This is a genomic window from Streptomyces triticagri (assembly GCF_003429565.1).
GTDB classification, from domain to species: domain Bacteria; phylum Actinomycetota; class Actinomycetes; order Streptomycetales; family Streptomycetaceae; genus Streptomyces; species Streptomyces triticagri.
Genome location: NZ_QUAK01000015.1, coordinates 80014 through 95136 on the forward strand (window position 1 = coordinate 80014; position 15123 = coordinate 95136).

Here is a 15123-nt window from a genome sequence, read left to right on the forward strand (position 1 = left end):
TGCGACGGCAAACATTGTCGGCACCCTAACTCGGCCCGTCCCAGAGGCAAAAGGGGGCCGTCGGCCGTGCGACTGTGGCGCTTCCCACGCCTTCGGCGGGCACTCGCCGCCCACCACCGCGTGCGCCCTGTCCCGGTCTCCCTGCGGTCCGGTAGTTTCACGTACGGCCGTGCGCGTCGTACGGCCGTGCGCGTCGTACGGGCATCCGCGTCAGCGAGAGGAAGCCGGATCATGTTCGGGCTCAGCGAGATCGCTCTTCTGCTCCTCGTGGTCGTCGTGGTACTCGGGGTGAAGAAGCTTCCGGGCCTCACCCGCTCCGCGGGCAAGGCGACCCGCATCTTCAAGAGCGAGAAGCGCGCGATGAGGGACGCCGACGAGGGCAGGCGGCCGCCCGGCGCCGGACGGGTCATCGAGGGCCAGGTGGTCCAGCCGCCCGCCGACCGTCCGGCGAGCGACTGAAGCTCGGCCACGTGCCCCGGCCACGCGCCCGGGCGCCTCAGACCCCTGTGCCGGTCTCAGACTCCGGCCCGGGCCGGCCCGACCAGCTCCGACAGCACGTCCTCCATCGTCACGAAGCCGAGCACGACCCCCTCGCCACCGGTCACGGCCGCCAGATGGCTGCCGTCGGCCCGCAGCGCGGTGAGTGTGTCGTCCAGCGGAGTGTCGATCCGCACCCGCGTCACCGGATGCAGCGCCGTGGCCGGAAACGCCTGGTCCCGGTCAGCGACACCGAGCGTGTCCTTGATGTGCAGATAGCCGAGCAGCGCACCGTTGCGCCCCGTCACCGGGAAACGGGAGAAGCCCGCATCGGCCGCGAGCCGCTCCAGCCTGGCCGGCGTCGCGTCCTCGGTCACCGTCACGAACGTCCCGGCCGGCACCAGGATCTCGCCGACCGGCCGGGTGCCCAGCTCGAGGGCGTCCCGCAGCCGCTCGCTGTCCGCGGCGGACAGCAGACCCGCCTCGCTGGAATCGGCCACCATACGGGCGAGTTGGTCGTCGGTGAACACCGACTCCACCTCGTCCTTCGGCTCGACCCGCAGCAGCCGCAGCAGCGCATTGGCGAAGGCGTTGATACCGAACACCACCGGACGCAGCGCCCTGGTCAGACCGACCAGCGGCGGACCGAGCAGGAGCGCCGTCTTCGCCGGCTCGGACAGCGCGATGTTCTTCGGCACCATCTCGCCGATGAGCATGTGCAGATACGTCGCGATGGCCAGCGCGATCACGAACGAGATCGGGTGCACCAGACCGTGCGGCACATGCGCAGCCTCGAAGCCCGGCTCGAGCAGATGCGCGATGGCCGGCTCGGCGACGGCGCCGAGCACCAGGGACGACACCGTGATGCCGAGCTGCGCCGTGGCCATCACGGCCGACAGATGCTCGAGACCCCACAGCGTGATGCGCGCGGACCGGTGCCCCTGCCGCGCCCCCGGCTCGATCTGACTGCGGCGCACCGAGATCAGGGCGAACTCGGCGCCCACGAAGAAGGCGTTGGTCAGCAGGGTGAGCGCGCCGATGAAGAGCTGCAGCGTGGTCATCGCGCGGCCTCCTGCTTCTCCTGGCTCGGCACCACGATCGGCGTCGCGCCACTGGTGGTGACCGCGGCTGCCGCGGCCCCCGACTCCGTGAGATGCACCCGGTCGGCCCGGTGGTGCTCGACCTCCTGGACCTCCAGGCGCCAGCCGTCGAGGTCAAGGACATCCCCCTTGGCGGGGATGCGGGCCAGGCGCGTGGCGATCAGTCCGGCCACCGTCTCGTACGGTCCGTCCGGGGCGTGCAGCCCGATCGCGGCGAGCTGGTCCATCCGGACGCCGCCGTCGGCCGCCCACACGGTCCGGCCGTCCTCGGCCGTGCCGGCGGGCACCAGGTCGGGCAGCTCCACCGGGTCGTGCTCGTCGCGCACCTCGCCGACGACCTCCTCGACGATGTCCTCGACGGTGGCGACACCGGCGGTGCCCCCGTACTCGTCGATGATCACCGCCATCGAGCGGGTCTCCCGCAGGCGCTCGAGCAGCCGGTCGGCGGGCAGGGTGTCCGGCACCAGGAGCGGGGCGGTGGTCAGCTCGGTGACCGGGGTGCGCCGCCGCTCGGCGGGCTCGAGGGCCAGTACGTCCCGGATGTGCACGGTGCCGATGACCTCGTCGAGGGAGTCCCGGTAGACCGGGAAGCGGGACAGGCCGGTGGCGTGTGTGAGGGTCGCCGCGTCCGCCGCGGTGGCCCGCGCGTCCAGGGCGCAGACGTCGACGCGGGGCGTCATCACGTTCTGCGCGCTCAGCTCGTGCAGATGCAGGGTGCGTACGAACAGCTCGGCCGAATCGGCCTCGATGGCGCCCTCGGCGGCGGAGTGCCGGGCGAGCGCGATCAGCTCCTCGGGCGTACGGACGGAGGCCAGCTCCTCGGCGGGCTCCAGGCCGAAGCGGCGCAGGAATCGGTTCGCCGTGTTGTTGAGGTGCCGGATGAACGGGCCGAAGGTCCTGGTGAAGCCGCGCTGCGGACCGGCCACCACCTTGGCCACCGCGATCGGCCGGGAGATCGCCCAGTTCTTCGGGACCAGCTCACCGATCACCATCAGGACGACGGTGGAGATCGCGACACCGAGCAGGGTCGCCGTGGTGGACGCGGCCGCCCCGAGCCCCAGGGCTTCGAGCGGACCGCGGATCAGCGTGGCAAGGGACGGCTCGGCGAGCATGCCGATCACCAGGGAGGTGACGGTGATGCCCAGCTGGGCGCCGGAGAGCTGCAGGGTCAGGGCGCGGGCGGCCTTCAGGGCACCCTCGGCACCCCGCTCGCCGGCCGCGGCGGCCTTCTCCAGGTCACCGCGCTCCACCGTGGTCAGGGAGAACTCGGCCGCGACGAACACCGCGCAGGCGAGCGTGAGGAGCAGGGCCAGGAGAAGTAGAACCACTTCGGTCACCGTGCCACCCCCGCCGGCGTGCTGTCGGCCGCTGCGGCCGGTGGGCGGGAATGGTCACGGCTGGTACTGGGAGGCTCACCCATTGCGGGTCCGTGGCTCCTTCTGGGGTCGCGGTCGGGTGGACCGGGTCGTGGCGGAGATCCAGGACGGTCCTGGCTCCGTGCGGTGATTGTAAAAGACCGGAAAACATCGCTGCCAGAGTCGTCCGGCCCGATTTCCGGGGCCGGCGGCTCCCGCACCGCTCCGCCGGTACAGCTTGGTGTGAGTGACCAACGGGCCGGGGCGAGCGATTGTTCCCGGCCACCGGAGGCGCGCGTTTCGCCGTTCACTCACTGCCACGGGTTTGCCACTGTCGGTGCCGGGCATCGGCCCCGAGTGAAGTGCCCGCCCGATCACGGCAGTTCGGCGGGAGCGAGGCTGCAGTGAGCAAGGAGGCGCCAATGCTGCACGGCATCGATGTGAGTGCGTACCAGTCGTCGTTCGACACGGACGGTCTGGACTTCGTGATCGTCAAGGCGACGGAGGGCCGTTCGTACATCAACCCGCGCATGGCCGCACAGGCCGCCAAGGCCCGCGATGCGGACTGCGTGGTCGGCTTCTACCACTTCCTGTGGCCGGGGAACATCAAGGCACAGGCGGCGTACTTCGTCGACAAGGCCGGCGAGCAGAAGGGCGATCTGCTCGCCTGCGACTGGGAGCGCACGGGCGAGGGCAGCCACGCGAGCAACGCGCAGAAGGACGAGTTCATCAAGGAGGTGAAGCGCCTGCGCCCCTCCCACCGGGTGATCCTTTACTGCAACAGGGACTTCTGGTTGAACGTGGACACCACGTCGTACGCCGGCGACGGCCTCTGGATCGCGGACTACGTCACGGCCGGCAAGCCCCGCATCGAGGCGGACTGGCGCTTCCACCAGTACACGGACACGCCTCTGGACACGAATGTCGCGGACTTCGCCTCGAAGGACGCCCTGCGCAAGTGGTCCGTCATCGGCTGACGGACTCGCACCCGGACACGGCAGCGGGGCCCGCCCTCGACGGACGGGCCCCGCAGGCGCGTTCAGGCCGATTTGCTGACGTGCGCCCAGAACTCGTCGAAGGAGAGCAGGCCGTCCTTGTTGGTGTCCATCGACCCGATCACCGCCCGCGCCACGGAGCCGGAGACCTGGTAGTCGCCGAGCTCCACCATGGCGTTCGAGAATTCGTCCGCGGTGATGAAACCGTCTCCGTTGGCGTCGAACCGCTCGAACGTCTTCCGTGCCTCGTCGATGTCCGCCACAGGGTCCTCCCCGATCGTCGGCCGATGTTGCCGGTGTGCAGCGGCCAGATTATCGGCCGGTCGTACGGCAGAATGCCCGGGCCGACCATCGACCTACGGAGCGCCCCGTGTCCCAACTGTCCACGATTCTCGAGGCGGTGGCGCAGGGCCGCTTCCCCGCGCCGGACGGTTCGGTCGCCGTCGTACCGCAGCCGGACGGCAGGGACGCCGGGGTGGTCGCCTTCACCGCGCATTCCGTGGTCTTCACCGACGAGGACCCGCGGTGGGTGCACGACACCCTCGCGGCCCTGGACTGCGACGCCTTGGCGGCCACCATGAACCCGCGCTTCCTGGCGGCGTTCATGGACCGCACCGGCCGCTCCATGGACACCATCGACCTGCTCACCGTCGCCGGCGCGCTCCCCGGCCCGCCTCCGATCGCCCTCGTCGAGACCGACGGCGCCGCCCATCCCCGCGTGGCCCGCGCCCACAAGCACCGTTCCGGTGTACGGATCTGGGCCTGCGACGACGGGTTGCTCACTCTCGGCCGTGGCGTGGCGGGACGCTGGGAGGCGTCGATCGAGGTGGCCGAGGACGCCCGGCATCGCGGCACCGGGCGGGCGCTCGCGGTGGCGGCGCGGCATCTGGTGCCGGACGGCGCGGCGGTGTGGGCCCAGCAGTCGCCGGGGAATGCGCGCAGTGTGCGGGTGTTCCAGGCGGCCGGGTTCCGTCCGGTGGGCTCGGAGGCGGTGCTGTTCGCCCGCTGAGCGGTCGACGGCCGACGACCGACGGCGAGGAGGGCTCTCGATGTTCCCCCGCAAAAGGGCCCCGGTTAACCGCTGTTTACAAGGTGAGTGCCTCACATCACCAAGGATTCACCTTCGACTTGTTCAGTTTTGCCGGATTCAGCACGTAAGTCGGTTTGGGTGGGATGGCCCCGTCTGCCATAGTCGTCTCAGCGACCCCCTTGACCCGGGCCAGGTCGACGACCGCCGCGGATCCCCACCCCTGTAGATCCCGGCGCATCACACAGCAGCCCCCGCGGCGCCGGACCACGGCGCGAGGGGGCTTCTGTGCGTACGGAACCACGGCCGGGCACTCAGCGGTCGCGGTCGGCGACCCGCATCTCGAACCAGGTGGTCTTGCCGCGCGCGAGGAGGTCGACGCCCCAGCGGTCGGAGAGCTTGTCGACCAGAAACAGCCCCCGGCCGCTGATGTCCATCTCGTGCACCGGCATCAGACACGGCAGGCCCCGCGAGGGGTCGCGCACCTCGACACGCAGCCAGCCGCGGCGGCGGAGCATCCGGAGCCCGAAGACCCGTGCGCCGGTGTGCCGTACGGCATTCCCGACGAGCTCCGAGACGAGCAGGACGGCGACCTCGGCGGTGCCGGGCGAGAGCGCCCACTGCCGCAGTACGACGACCTGGGTGAGCCGGCGGGCGGCGCCGGCGGACTCGGGCCGGGAGGGCAGCGACACCTCGGCCTCGGTCGGGTTTCCGAACAACTCCAGTGCCTTGACTGCTCGTTCGTCCTCGACCGCGGGGGTCCAACGCGGGGCGGTCGCACTGCCGTGCCGCCGCGTCTGCTCGCCACCCTCCAGCCCCGCCATGGTCCCATCATGGCCGCCCAGCGGCCCTTCCGGGGCCGTTCCCATGGAATACGCCCCCCGGAAGCATCCGTTCCGGTGGTCCCGATCGGCATATGCCCATGGCACTTAGGACCCCTCCACAACCCATCCGACCTGCGATGACGGTGAGTTGGGAGATGATCACGTACCGTTCGGATCCCGTAAGGCTTAAGGCTGTCTTAAGGTTGACATAACGTCAACAAGGCGGTTCTCAGAGGAACTTGGCCTTGCCGGGACCCTCCTCGACGAAGCTGCGCATCCCCCGCTCACGGTCCTCAGTGGCGAACAGGCCGGCGAACCAGTTCCGTTCGATCGCGAGCCCCGTCTCGATGTCCGTCTCCAGACCTGCGTCCACGGACTCCTTGGCGGCGCGCAGCGCGAGCGCGGGGCCCTGCGCCAGCTTCGCGGCCCAGGAGTGCGCGGCCTCGTAGACCTCGGCGGCGGGGACCACCCGGTCCACCAGGCCGATCGAGAGCGCCTCCTCGGCCCGGACCTGCCGGCCCGTGAAGATCAGGTCCTTGGCGCGGGACGGCCCGACGAGCCGGGACAGGCGCTGGGTGCCGCCGGCCCCGGGAATCAGGCCGAGCAGGATCTCGGGCTGGCCGAGCTTGGCGTTGTCCGCGGCGATGCGGTGGTCCGCGCAGAGCGCCAACTCGCAGCCGCCGCCCAGGGCATAGCCGGTGACGGCGGCGACCACGGGCTTGGGGATACGGGCCACCGCGGTGAACGACTCCTGCAGGGCGCGGGACCGCACGACCATCGCCGCGTGGTCCATGGACTGCATCTCCTTGATGTCCGCGCCGGCCGCGAACACCTTCTCACCGCCGTAGATGATCACGGCGCGTACGTCGTCGCGGCGGGAGGCGTCCTCGGCCAGCTCCTTGATGCGGTCCTGGATCGCGATGTCGAGGGCGTTCATCGGCGGCCGGTCCAGACGCAGGGTGCCGACGCCTTCGGAAACTTCCAGAGTCACGGTCATGGGGGCAGGTTAATGCTCGTTCACGCGGCGGGCGGCGGTGCCGTCCGTCACACCGCCGCGGTGAACGCGGGTGTCACTTCTCCCACTTGTCCCAGTCGAGGTTCCAGGCGTTGAGGCCGTTGAACCACTGGACCTGCTTGTCCTTGGAGTTCTTCACCACGACCACATCGCCGATCATGGACTTCTCGTAGAACCAGGCGGACGGGGTCTTCTTGTCGCCGCCGCCGCGCACATCGCGCAGGCCGACGCAGCCGTGGCTGACGTTCTGCGCGCCGAACGTGGAGGGCGCCGCCCAGTAGTTGCCGTGTATGAAGGTGCCCGAGGTGGACAGGCGCATCGCGTGCGGGACGTCCTTGATGTCGTACTCGCCGCCGAAGCCGACCGTCTCGCCGTTCATCCGGGTCACCTTGAGCTTCTCGGTGATGACCATCTTGCCGTTGTACGTGGTGGTGCCAGGGGCGCCCGCGGTGATCGGGATGGTCTTGATGACCTTGCCGTCCCGCTCGACCTTCATCTTCTTGGACTTGGCGTCGACGGTGGAGACCTGGCTGCGGCCGATGGTGAACGACACCGACTTGGACTGCTTGCCGTAGACGCCGGGACGTCCCTCGACGCCGTCCAGATTGAGCCGGGCCGTGACCTTGGTGCCGGGCTTCCAGTACTCCTCGGGGCGGAAGTCGATGCGGTCGTTCCCGTACCACTTGTGCCGGATCTCGACCTCGGGCTTCGAGGTGATCTCGATGGCCTTCTCGACGTCCTCGGGCTTGGTGATGCCCCTGGTGAAGTTGACCGAGAACGGCATGCCGACGCCGACCTTGCTGCCGTCCTCGGGCGTGAAGTGGCCGACGAAGGTGTTCTGCGGGGTCAGGGTGGTGAAGCTGGTGTCCTTGGCGGACTCGCGGCCCTCGGAGTCCTTCGCCGTGGCGTGCACCTTGTACTTGGTGGAGGCGGCGAGGTGGTGGGCCGGCTTCCAGGCGGAGCCGTCCTTGACGATCTTGCCGTCTATCGTGTTGCCGTCGGCGTCGCTCACCTTCACATCGGTGAGCCTGCCCTTGTCCGCCGTGATCTTCAGGGCGCCGCTGGTGGCAACGGACTTGGCGCCGTCCTTCGGTGCGATGGCGACGACCGCGGCCGACGGCTCGTTGTTCTTCTGCCGTCCGGCGCCGGAGCCCGGCTTGTCGTCGTCGGAGTCCGAACCTCCGCCGCCCCCGCAGGCGGTCACGGCGAACAGTGCCGTGGTGAGGAGGAGAGCGAGCGGGCCGCCGCGCCGCCCGCGCCCGCGCCGTGCATCAACCGATGCCCCCGAGATCGGTCGCCCGTTCACGTATTTCTCCCCTCGCACGGCCTGGTCAGGCCCGCCCCAGCGCGATCGCGCACACTGCGCTAGATAACCACAGGTCCTGGTTCAAGGAATCCCCCGCTGTGTCACCGTTCAGTCCCAACTCGGCGCAGCGGGGAGGCCGCCCGTCCCGGCTCAGCGCAGCGCCGAGCCGGCCCGCCACTTCTTCCAGTCGAGGTTCCAGCCGCCGAGGCCGTTGTCCGGGGCGACGGTCTTGTCCTTCGAGCCGGTCACCTCCACCACGTCGCCGATCAGGGTGCGGTCGAAGAACCAGCCGCCGGGCGCCTTCGAGCTGCCGCCCTTCACATCGCGCAGCCCCACGCAGCCGTGGCTGACGTTGCTGTTCCCGAAGGTGCTCGCGGGCGCCCAGTAGTTGCCGTGCAGGAAGGTGCCGGACGTGGTGAGGCGGATGGCGTGCGGTACGTCCGGGATGTCGTACTCGCCCTTGCCGTCGCTGTCGGTGAAGCCGACCGTGGCGCCGTTCATCCGGGTCACGTCGAGCATCTCGGTGACCACCATCTTGCCGTTGTACGTGGTGCTCTTGGGGGCGCCCGCGGTGATCGGGACGGTGGAGAGCAGCTCGCCGTCGCGGCGTACCTCCATGGTGTGCTCGGCGGCGTCGACCTTGGAGATCTGGCTGCGTCCGACGGTGAAGCCGAAGCGTTTGTCCTGCAGTCCGTAGACGCCGGGGGCCGCCTGCACGTCGCGCAGCGCGAGGTCCACGGTGACCTTGGTGCCGGGCTGCCAGTACTTCTCCGGGCGGAAGTCGACACGGGTCTTGCCGAACCAGTGGCCGACCAGCTCGACTTCGGGGTCCGCCCGCACCGTGATGGCGCGCTCGACCGCCTTGCGGTCGGTGATGTCGCGGTTGAACTCGAGCGAGACGATCATGCCGGTGCCGACGGTGGCGCGGTTCTCGGGCGACACATAGGCGACGAACCGCTCCTCGGGTACGAAGGTGGTGAACGTCGTGTGCCGGGCGAGCCGCCGGCCGTGCCCGTCGAGTGCGACCACGTCCACGGTGTACTTCGCGGCGAGTTTGAGGCCTTCGGCGGGCTGCCAGCTCAGCCCGTCGGGGGCGATGTGGCCGCGCACGGGCCGGTCACGGGCGTCCTGGTGGCGGACCGCCTTGACCGATTCGAGGCGGCCGTCGGGGACCTTCACCTCGAGTTTCTGGTCGGCGCGCACCCCGCGTTCGCCGTCGTCCGGCGTCACCTGGATCGCGTCCTCGGGCGATCGCGGTTTGCCGAGCATCTCGTCGATGCCGCCGCCGGTGCATCCGGCGACCAGCGCTGCCCATGTCAGTACGGCGGCCAAGGCGGCCCCTGCGCGCCGTGCGCGCCTCGAAACCTGGTTCACGTGCTCCCCAACGACCACCACCCGCCGGGGGAAACGTGAGCTTGCACCCTGACCGGGGCAGAAATCCGGGGAGGACCGGCGAGGAGCGCCCCCCGGCCGGGACGCCAGGGAGCTCCACGGCGCCGGTTCCGTCGAGCCGCGGGAGGCCCACCGGTGACGAGTGCACCCGAGCAGGAGGAGGCCGGCCGGGACGCGTCCGGGCGCAGCACGAACGGGCGGCCCGCCGCGCCGGCCGTGGTCCGGCCGCGCACCGCGGGCGACGACGGACCGGCGTCCGGGCGCGGGTTCTTGGTACGCCCGGGGTCCCCGATGCCGCTCGGCGCGCACTGCTCGGTGGGCGCGGACGGGGTCGCCGGAACCGGTTTCGCGCTCTGGGCGGGCGATGCGGAGGCGGTCGAGCTGTGCCTCTTCGATGCCGACGGGCACGAGACGCGCCTCGCGCTGACCGAGTCGGCCGACGGGGTCCGGCACGGCTTCGTGCCCGGTGTCGGCCCCGGGCAGCGTTACGGCTACCGGGTGCACGGCCGCTGGGACCCGTGGACCGGCGAGCGGCGCAATCCGGCGAAGCTGCTCCTCGATCCCTACGCACGCGCGGTGGACGGCGAGTTCACCCTGCCGCCCGAGGTGTACGGCCACGTCCGCGACTGGCCCGAGCAGCATGTCGCGGACACCGTGCGGGACGACCGCGACTCCGCCCCGTACGTCCCCAAGGGCGTGGTGGTGGCGGACGCGGGCCCCGACGCATGGCGGGGCGACCGCAGGCCGGGCACCCCGTGGGCCGACTCGGTGATCTACGAGCTGCACGTCAAGGGGTTCACCCGGCTGCACCCGGGCGTGCCGGAGCGGCTGCGCGGTACGTACGCAGGTCTCGGTCATCCGGCGGCCGTCGGGCATCTGACCCGGCTCGGGGTGACGGCCGTGGAGCTGCTTCCGGTACACCAGTTCGCGCACGAGGACCATCTGCTGCGCCGCGGCCTGCGCAACTACTGGGGCTACAACTCGATCGGCTGGTTCGCTCCGCACGCCGGGTACGCGGCCACCGGCACGGCGGGCCAACAGGTCGCCGAATTCCGGGAGATGGTCCGTGCGCTGCACGCGGCGGGGATCGAGGTGATCCTCGACGTCGTCTACAATCACACCGCGGAGGCCGGCGAGCTCGGCCCCTGTCTGTCGCTGCGCGGCATCGACAACCGCGGCTACTACCGGCTGTCCCGCGACGCGCGCCGGTACGCGGACTTCACCGGCTGCGGCAACACCGTGCACGTCCTGCAGCCCCAGACCCTGCGCCTGGTCACGGACTCGCTGCGGTACTGGGTGACCGAGATGGGCGTGGACGGCTTCCGCTTCGATCTGGCCAGTGCGCTCGCGCGCACCCACCACGAGGTGGACATGCTCGCGCCGTTCCTTTCGGTGCTCGCCCAGGACCCCGTACTGCGCGGTGTGAAGCTGATCGCGGAGCCCTGGGACGTGGGCGCGGGCGGCTACCGGACCGGCGGTTTCCCGCCGCCGTGGGCCGAGTGGAACGACCACTTCCGGGACGCGGTACGGGACTTCTGGCGCGGCGCACTGCCCGACGTACGGGCGCTCGGCTACCGCCTCTCCGGTTCCAGTGACCTCTACGACTGGGGCGGCCGCCGCCCGTACGCCTCGGTCAATTTCGTGACCGCACACGACGGTTTCACGCTGCACGACCTGGTGAGCCACGAGCGCAAGCACAACGCGGCCAACGGAGAGGGCAACCGGGACGGCACCGACGACAACCGGTCCGCGCACCACGGCACCGAGGGACCCACCGACGACCCGGCGATCCTCGCCCTGCGCCGACGCCAACTGCGCAATCTGCTCAGCACACTGCTGCTCTCCACCGGGGTGCCGATGCTGGTCGCGGGCGACGAGTTCGGTCGCAGCCAGGGCGGCAACAACAACGCCTACTGCCAGGACGGTCCGGTCGGCTGGGTGGACTGGTCGCTGCTCGACGACCCGTCCTGGCGCGAGCTGTGCGCCCTCACCGGCCGGCTCATCGCGCTGCGCCGGGCCCATCCGGTGCTGCGGCGGCGGTCGTTCTTCGCCGGCCGCCCCCGGTCCGCGGACGGGCTGCGCGATCTGGCCTGGTTCTCGGCGCGGGGTACGGAGATGACCGAACGGGACTGGTACGCACCGGGGTCGACGCTCGGCATGTACCTCTCCGGCCGGGACATCCCGGACCGGGACGAGCTGGGCCGGCGGGTGACCGATGCGAGTCTCCTCGCGGTACTGCACGCCGGCGAGCAGCCGGTGGAGGTCACGCTGCCCGGTCCGCCGTGGGCGACCGCGTACGAACTCGCCCTCGACACCTCCCTGGAGCGGCAGTCGGCGGAGCCGGGGACGCTGCACGGGGCCGGATCGGTGGTGCGGGTGCCGGGGAGGTCGGTGCTGCTGTTCCGGGTTGTCGGGGAAGGCGGTTGACAGGTCCGTCGCCGCGCACCGGCCGTGGCCTACGCTCCCGACCGTGGCCTACTTCCGCATCGCGCGCCGTACCCCGCTGACGCCCGAGGAGGCGTGGCGGCGGGTGACCGACTGGCCGCGGCACAGCGCTCCGTTCACCCGGGTCGACGGCGGCGAGCGGTCCGTGCTCGCCCGTACCCGGATCGGCCCGCTGGCCTTCGACGATCCGATGGACGTCGTCGAGTGGTCGCCCCCGCACCGCTGCCGCCTGGAGAAACGGGGACGGACCGTGCGCGGCTGGGCGGAGATCGAGGTCGCACCGCACCCGGACGGAGGCGCCGTCGTGATGTGGCGGGAGAGCCTGCGGCTGCGCGGGGTGCCTCGGGCCGCCGATCCGGTGGTGGCGTGGGCGGGCCGGCGGGTGTTCGGCCGGCAGCTGGACGTACTGCTCCCCGGTGCGGAGGAGCGGCGCGCGTGACCGGTGGCCCCGGCCGGCACGGGTGATGTGAGCGGTCGGCACAGGTCTGGACCTGACTCTTGCCGTACGGCATCCCGCGCCCCAAGCTCACCGTATGGACCTCGAGTTGCGGCATCTTCGGACCATCAGGGCCATCGACGAAGCGGGCAGTCTGACCAAGGCGGCCACCGCGCTCGGCCTGGCGCAGCCGGCCCTCAGTGCGCAGCTGAAGAGGATCGAGCGGGCCCTCGGCGGGCGGCTCTTCGACCGGGGCCCGGCCGGTGTGCGGCCCACCCCGCTCGGCGAGTTCGTGCTCTCCCGTGCCCGGGTGGTGCTGCCGGCGATGAGTGCGCTGCGGCAGGAGGCGGAGGAATTCACCCGGTCCTGGCACGAGGTGCGGGGGTTCCGGCTCGGCGGCACGCACGGGCCGCTGCTGGGTGGCCTGGTGGACCGGCTCGCCGACAGCCACCCGGGCGCTCCGGTGACGACGCACATCTCCTGGTCGGAGCGTGAGCTGGCCGCCCTGGTGGCCGACGCCCGGCTCGACTTCGCGCTGATCGGCACCTGCGGTGCGAGTACGCCGCCACTCGACGACCAGTTGGAGTGGCGGGAGATCGCTGCCGACCCGGTGTTCGTGATGCTCGCCGCGGACCACCCGCTCGCGGCCCGGCCCGAGGTGGAGCTGGCCCGGCTCGCGGACCAGGCATGGACGGACGTACCGGGTGACGGCTGTTTCGGGGACTGCTTCACCGCGGCCTGTGCGCGGGCCGGCTTCACGCCGTCGTGTGTGTACGAGACGGATGTGGCGTCCTGTGTGCATCTGGTGCAGGTGGGGCGGGCGGTGGGGCTGTGCCGGGCCACGTTCCCGCCCACCGAGGGCCTGGTGACGCGGCCGCTCGCCGGCGATCCGCTGTCGTGGCGGCATCTGGTCGGCTGGCATCCGCAGGGGCCCGCGCGGTCCGCGGCCGACACGGTCGTGACGCAGGCCGCGGCCGCACATCAGGCGGCGGCCGACCGTGCCCCGAGCTATGTGCGCTGGCGGTCCGAACGGGCGGACGCACGGGCCTGACCGCGCGCGAACGCGCGAACGCGCGGGCGCCACAGGCGCGTTCGCGTAGACACCACACGCGCGCACGCAGTCGCCACAGGCGCGAACGCGCAGGCATAACGCCGGGCAAGGGGGTCGGCCGAGAGCTGCCGCAGGGGGTGCGGCGGCTTCTACGGTCTGGGCGAACACCGAACCACTCCGCTCCCCCACACCACCCCCATCCCGAGGAGAACCCCATGCTCCGCAGGAGACATGTGACGGGCCTGTGCACCGGGCTCGTCGCGGCCGGCGCGCTCGTCCTCACCTCGCTCCCCTCGCAGGCCGCCGCGGCACCGTCCCCCTCCCCCGCAGCGCCCACCGCCGCCGAGACCGCGGGCGCCGACCAGGCGTCGCCGCAACTGCTCCGCGCCATGCAGCGCGATCTCGACCTCACCCGTGAGCAGGCCGAACGGCGCCTGGTCAACGAGGCGGAGGCCGGCGCCACCGCGGGCGCGCTGCGCCTCGCGCTCGGCCAGGACTTCGCCGGCGCCTGGGTGTCCGGCGCCGAGTCCGGCGCGCTCACGGTCGCCACGACCGACGCCGCCGATGCCGCAACGATCGAGGCGGACGGCGCCCGCGCCGTGGTCGTGTCCCACTCGCTGGCCGAACTGGAGGCGGCGCGTGCGGAGTTGGACCGCGCCGCCACCCGCACGTCGACGCTCGACGCCCCGGTCCGGTACGTGGACGTGGCGGCCAACACGGTCGTGGTGCGCGCCGTGCGGACCGCCGCGGGCGAGCGTCTCGTCGAGGCGTCGGGCGTCGACTCCGCGCTGGTGAAGGTCGAGCGTGCGGCCGAGCGGGAGCGCCCGCGTCCGCTGTACGACCTGGTGGGCGGCGAGGCTTACTACATGGGCAGCGGCGGGCGCTGCTCGGTCGGCTTCCCGGTCACCAAGGGCAGTACGCAGGGCTTCGCGACGGCGGGCCACTGCGGGACGGTCGGCACCACGACCACGGGCGCCAACCAGGTCGCGCAGGGCACCTTCCAGGGTTCCACCTTCCCGGGCCGCGACATGGCCTGGGTGGCGGCCAACTCCAGCTGGACGGCGACCCCTTACGTCAAGCAGGGCGCCTCGCTCGTGGAGGTGACGGGCTCCACCCAGGCGCCGGTCGGGTCCTCGGTGTGCCGTTCCGGGTCCACCACGGGCTGGCACTGCGGTGTGGTGCAGGTGCTCAACACCAGCGTGACGTACCCGGAGGGCACCATCACCGGGGTCACCCAGACCTCGGTGTGCGCGGAGCCGGGCGACTCGGGCGGCTCGTACATCTCCGGCAGCCAGGCGCAGGGCGTCACCTCCGGCGGCTCGGGCAACTGCTCCAGCGGCGGTACGACGTTCTTCCAGCCGATCAACCCGCTGCTGCAGACGTACGGCCTGACCCTGCGCACCACGGGGAACAACGGCGGCGACCCGGGTGAGCCCGGCGGCAGTTGGGCGGCCGGCACCGTGTACCAGGCCGGCGACGAGGTGACGTACGGCGACGCCACCTACCGCTGCCTGCAGCCGCACCAGGCCCAGTCCGCCTGGAACCCGGCCGACTCGCCTGCTCTCTGGCAGCGCGTCTGACGGACCGGGCCGTGCCGTCGGCCGCCTCCCGCCCCTGCCCGGGCAGTTGAGGCACTCGCAGCCCCGCGTGGCGCGACGGCACGGTCCCGCCCGCGTGCGCCGCACGTGGGGGTACGCCAC

The 15123-nt window shown here is 71.5% G+C and carries 14 protein-coding genes; 7 read left to right on the forward strand and 7 right to left on the reverse strand.

Features of this window, described 5'->3' with window-relative positions:
- Positions 1-231 precede the first annotated feature (231 nt).
- Positions 232-459: a twin-arginine translocase TatA/TatE family subunit gene (locus DY218_RS02835; RefSeq protein WP_128554272.1), complete on the forward strand. Its 228-nt coding sequence runs from the start codon at positions 232-234 to the stop codon at positions 457-459.
- A 56-nt stretch (positions 460-515) separates the two neighbouring features.
- Here DY218_RS02835 and DY218_RS02840 read toward each other — a convergent pair whose 3' ends face one another.
- Both DY218_RS02840 and DY218_RS02845 read right to left on the reverse strand, forming a co-directional pair.
- Positions 516-1538 (reverse strand): hemolysin family protein, encoded by a 1023-nt coding sequence (locus DY218_RS02840; RefSeq protein ID WP_128554273.1) that lies wholly within the window; start codon positions 1536-1538, stop codon positions 516-518.
- Positions 1535-2914 carry a hemolysin family protein gene (locus DY218_RS02845; RefSeq protein ID WP_128554274.1) on the reverse strand — a complete coding sequence of 460 codons (1380 nt, stop codon included), beginning with the start codon at positions 2912-2914 and terminating at the stop codon, positions 1535-1537. The genes DY218_RS02840 and DY218_RS02845 overlap by 4 nt, the downstream gene beginning before the upstream one ends.
- 440 nt (positions 2915-3354) lie before the next feature.
- On the opposite strand from DY218_RS02845, the gene DY218_RS02850 reads away from it, so the two are divergent.
- The gene (locus DY218_RS02850; protein WP_128554275.1) at positions 3355-3909 is read left to right on the forward strand and encodes a GH25 family lysozyme; all 555 of its coding nucleotides are present in this window, start codon (positions 3355-3357) and stop codon (positions 3907-3909) included.
- Between the two features lie 62 nt (positions 3910-3971).
- Here the strand turns inward: DY218_RS02850 and DY218_RS02855 are convergent, their stop codons facing one another.
- On the reverse strand, positions 3972-4190 hold the full coding sequence (locus DY218_RS02855; RefSeq protein WP_128554276.1) for an EF-hand domain-containing protein: 219 nt from the start codon (positions 4188-4190) through the stop codon (positions 3972-3974).
- A 107-nt stretch (positions 4191-4297) separates the two neighbouring features.
- Between DY218_RS02855 and DY218_RS02860 the strand changes: the two genes are divergently transcribed.
- Positions 4298-4936 (forward strand): GNAT family N-acetyltransferase, encoded by a 639-nt coding sequence (locus DY218_RS02860; protein WP_128554277.1) that lies wholly within the window; start codon positions 4298-4300, stop codon positions 4934-4936.
- A gap of 332 nt (positions 4937-5268) precedes the next feature.
- On the opposite strand, the gene DY218_RS02865 is transcribed toward DY218_RS02860, so the two are convergent.
- The 4 genes from DY218_RS02865 to DY218_RS02880 form a co-directional block, all read right to left on the reverse strand.
- Entirely contained in the window at positions 5269-5883 is a 615-nt protein-coding gene (locus tag DY218_RS02865; protein ID WP_325051958.1) for an ATP-binding protein, read from the reverse strand.
- A gap of 124 nt (positions 5884-6007) precedes the next feature.
- Positions 6008-6775, reverse strand: coding sequence for an enoyl-CoA hydratase/isomerase family protein (locus DY218_RS02870; protein ID WP_128554279.1), 768 nt, complete (start codon positions 6773-6775; stop codon positions 6008-6010).
- A gap of 73 nt (positions 6776-6848) precedes the next feature.
- Positions 6849-8099 carry a L,D-transpeptidase gene (locus DY218_RS02875; protein WP_128554280.1) on the reverse strand — a complete coding sequence of 417 codons (1251 nt, stop codon included), beginning with the start codon at positions 8097-8099 and terminating at the stop codon, positions 6849-6851.
- Between the two features lie 150 nt (positions 8100-8249).
- Positions 8250-9431, reverse strand: coding sequence for a L,D-transpeptidase (locus tag DY218_RS02880; RefSeq protein WP_233521326.1), 1182 nt, complete (start codon positions 9429-9431; stop codon positions 8250-8252).
- A gap of 195 nt (positions 9432-9626) precedes the next feature.
- Between DY218_RS02880 and glgX the strand changes: the two genes are divergently transcribed.
- The 4 genes from glgX (at position 9627) to DY218_RS02900 (ending at position 15003) form a co-directional block, all read left to right on the forward strand.
- Positions 9627-11918: a glycogen debranching protein GlgX gene (gene glgX / locus DY218_RS02885; RefSeq protein WP_128554281.1), complete on the forward strand. Its 2292-nt coding sequence runs from the start codon at positions 9627-9629 to the stop codon at positions 11916-11918.
- 43 nt (positions 11919-11961) lie between these two features.
- On the forward strand, positions 11962-12375 hold the full coding sequence (locus DY218_RS02890) for an SRPBCC family protein (protein ID WP_128554282.1): 414 nt from the start codon (positions 11962-11964) through the stop codon (positions 12373-12375).
- Positions 12376-12469: 94 nt separating this feature from the next.
- Positions 12470-13423, forward strand: coding sequence for a LysR family transcriptional regulator (locus tag DY218_RS02895; protein ID WP_128554283.1), 954 nt, complete (start codon positions 12470-12472; stop codon positions 13421-13423).
- A gap of 215 nt (positions 13424-13638) precedes the next feature.
- A complete protein-coding gene (locus tag DY218_RS02900) occupies positions 13639-15003 on the forward strand; it encodes a carbohydrate-binding protein (protein WP_128554284.1) in 1365 nt (454 codons plus the stop codon).
- The last annotated feature ends 120 nt before the right edge of the window (positions 15004-15123 follow it).

Excerpts from the sequence above, each read along its gene's own strand:
- DY218_RS02835 (WP_128554272.1), top strand. The coding sequence starts at position 232 with ATGTTCGGGCTCAGCGAGATCGCTCTTCTGCTCCTCGTGGTCGTCGTG.
- DY218_RS02840 (WP_128554273.1), bottom strand. The coding sequence starts at position 1,538 with ATGACCACGCTGCAGCTCTTCATCGGCGCGCTCACCCTGCTGACCAAC.
- DY218_RS02850 (WP_128554275.1), top strand. The coding sequence starts at position 3,355 with ATGCTGCACGGCATCGATGTGAGTGCGTACCAGTCGTCGTTCGACACG.
- DY218_RS02870 (WP_128554279.1), bottom strand. The coding sequence starts at position 6,775 with ATGACCGTGACTCTGGAAGTTTCCGAAGGCGTCGGCACCCTGCGTCTG.
- DY218_RS02895 (WP_128554283.1), top strand. The coding sequence starts at position 12,470 with ATGGACCTCGAGTTGCGGCATCTTCGGACCATCAGGGCCATCGACGAA.
- DY218_RS02900 (WP_128554284.1), top strand. The coding sequence starts at position 13,639 with ATGCTCCGCAGGAGACATGTGACGGGCCTGTGCACCGGGCTCGTCGCG.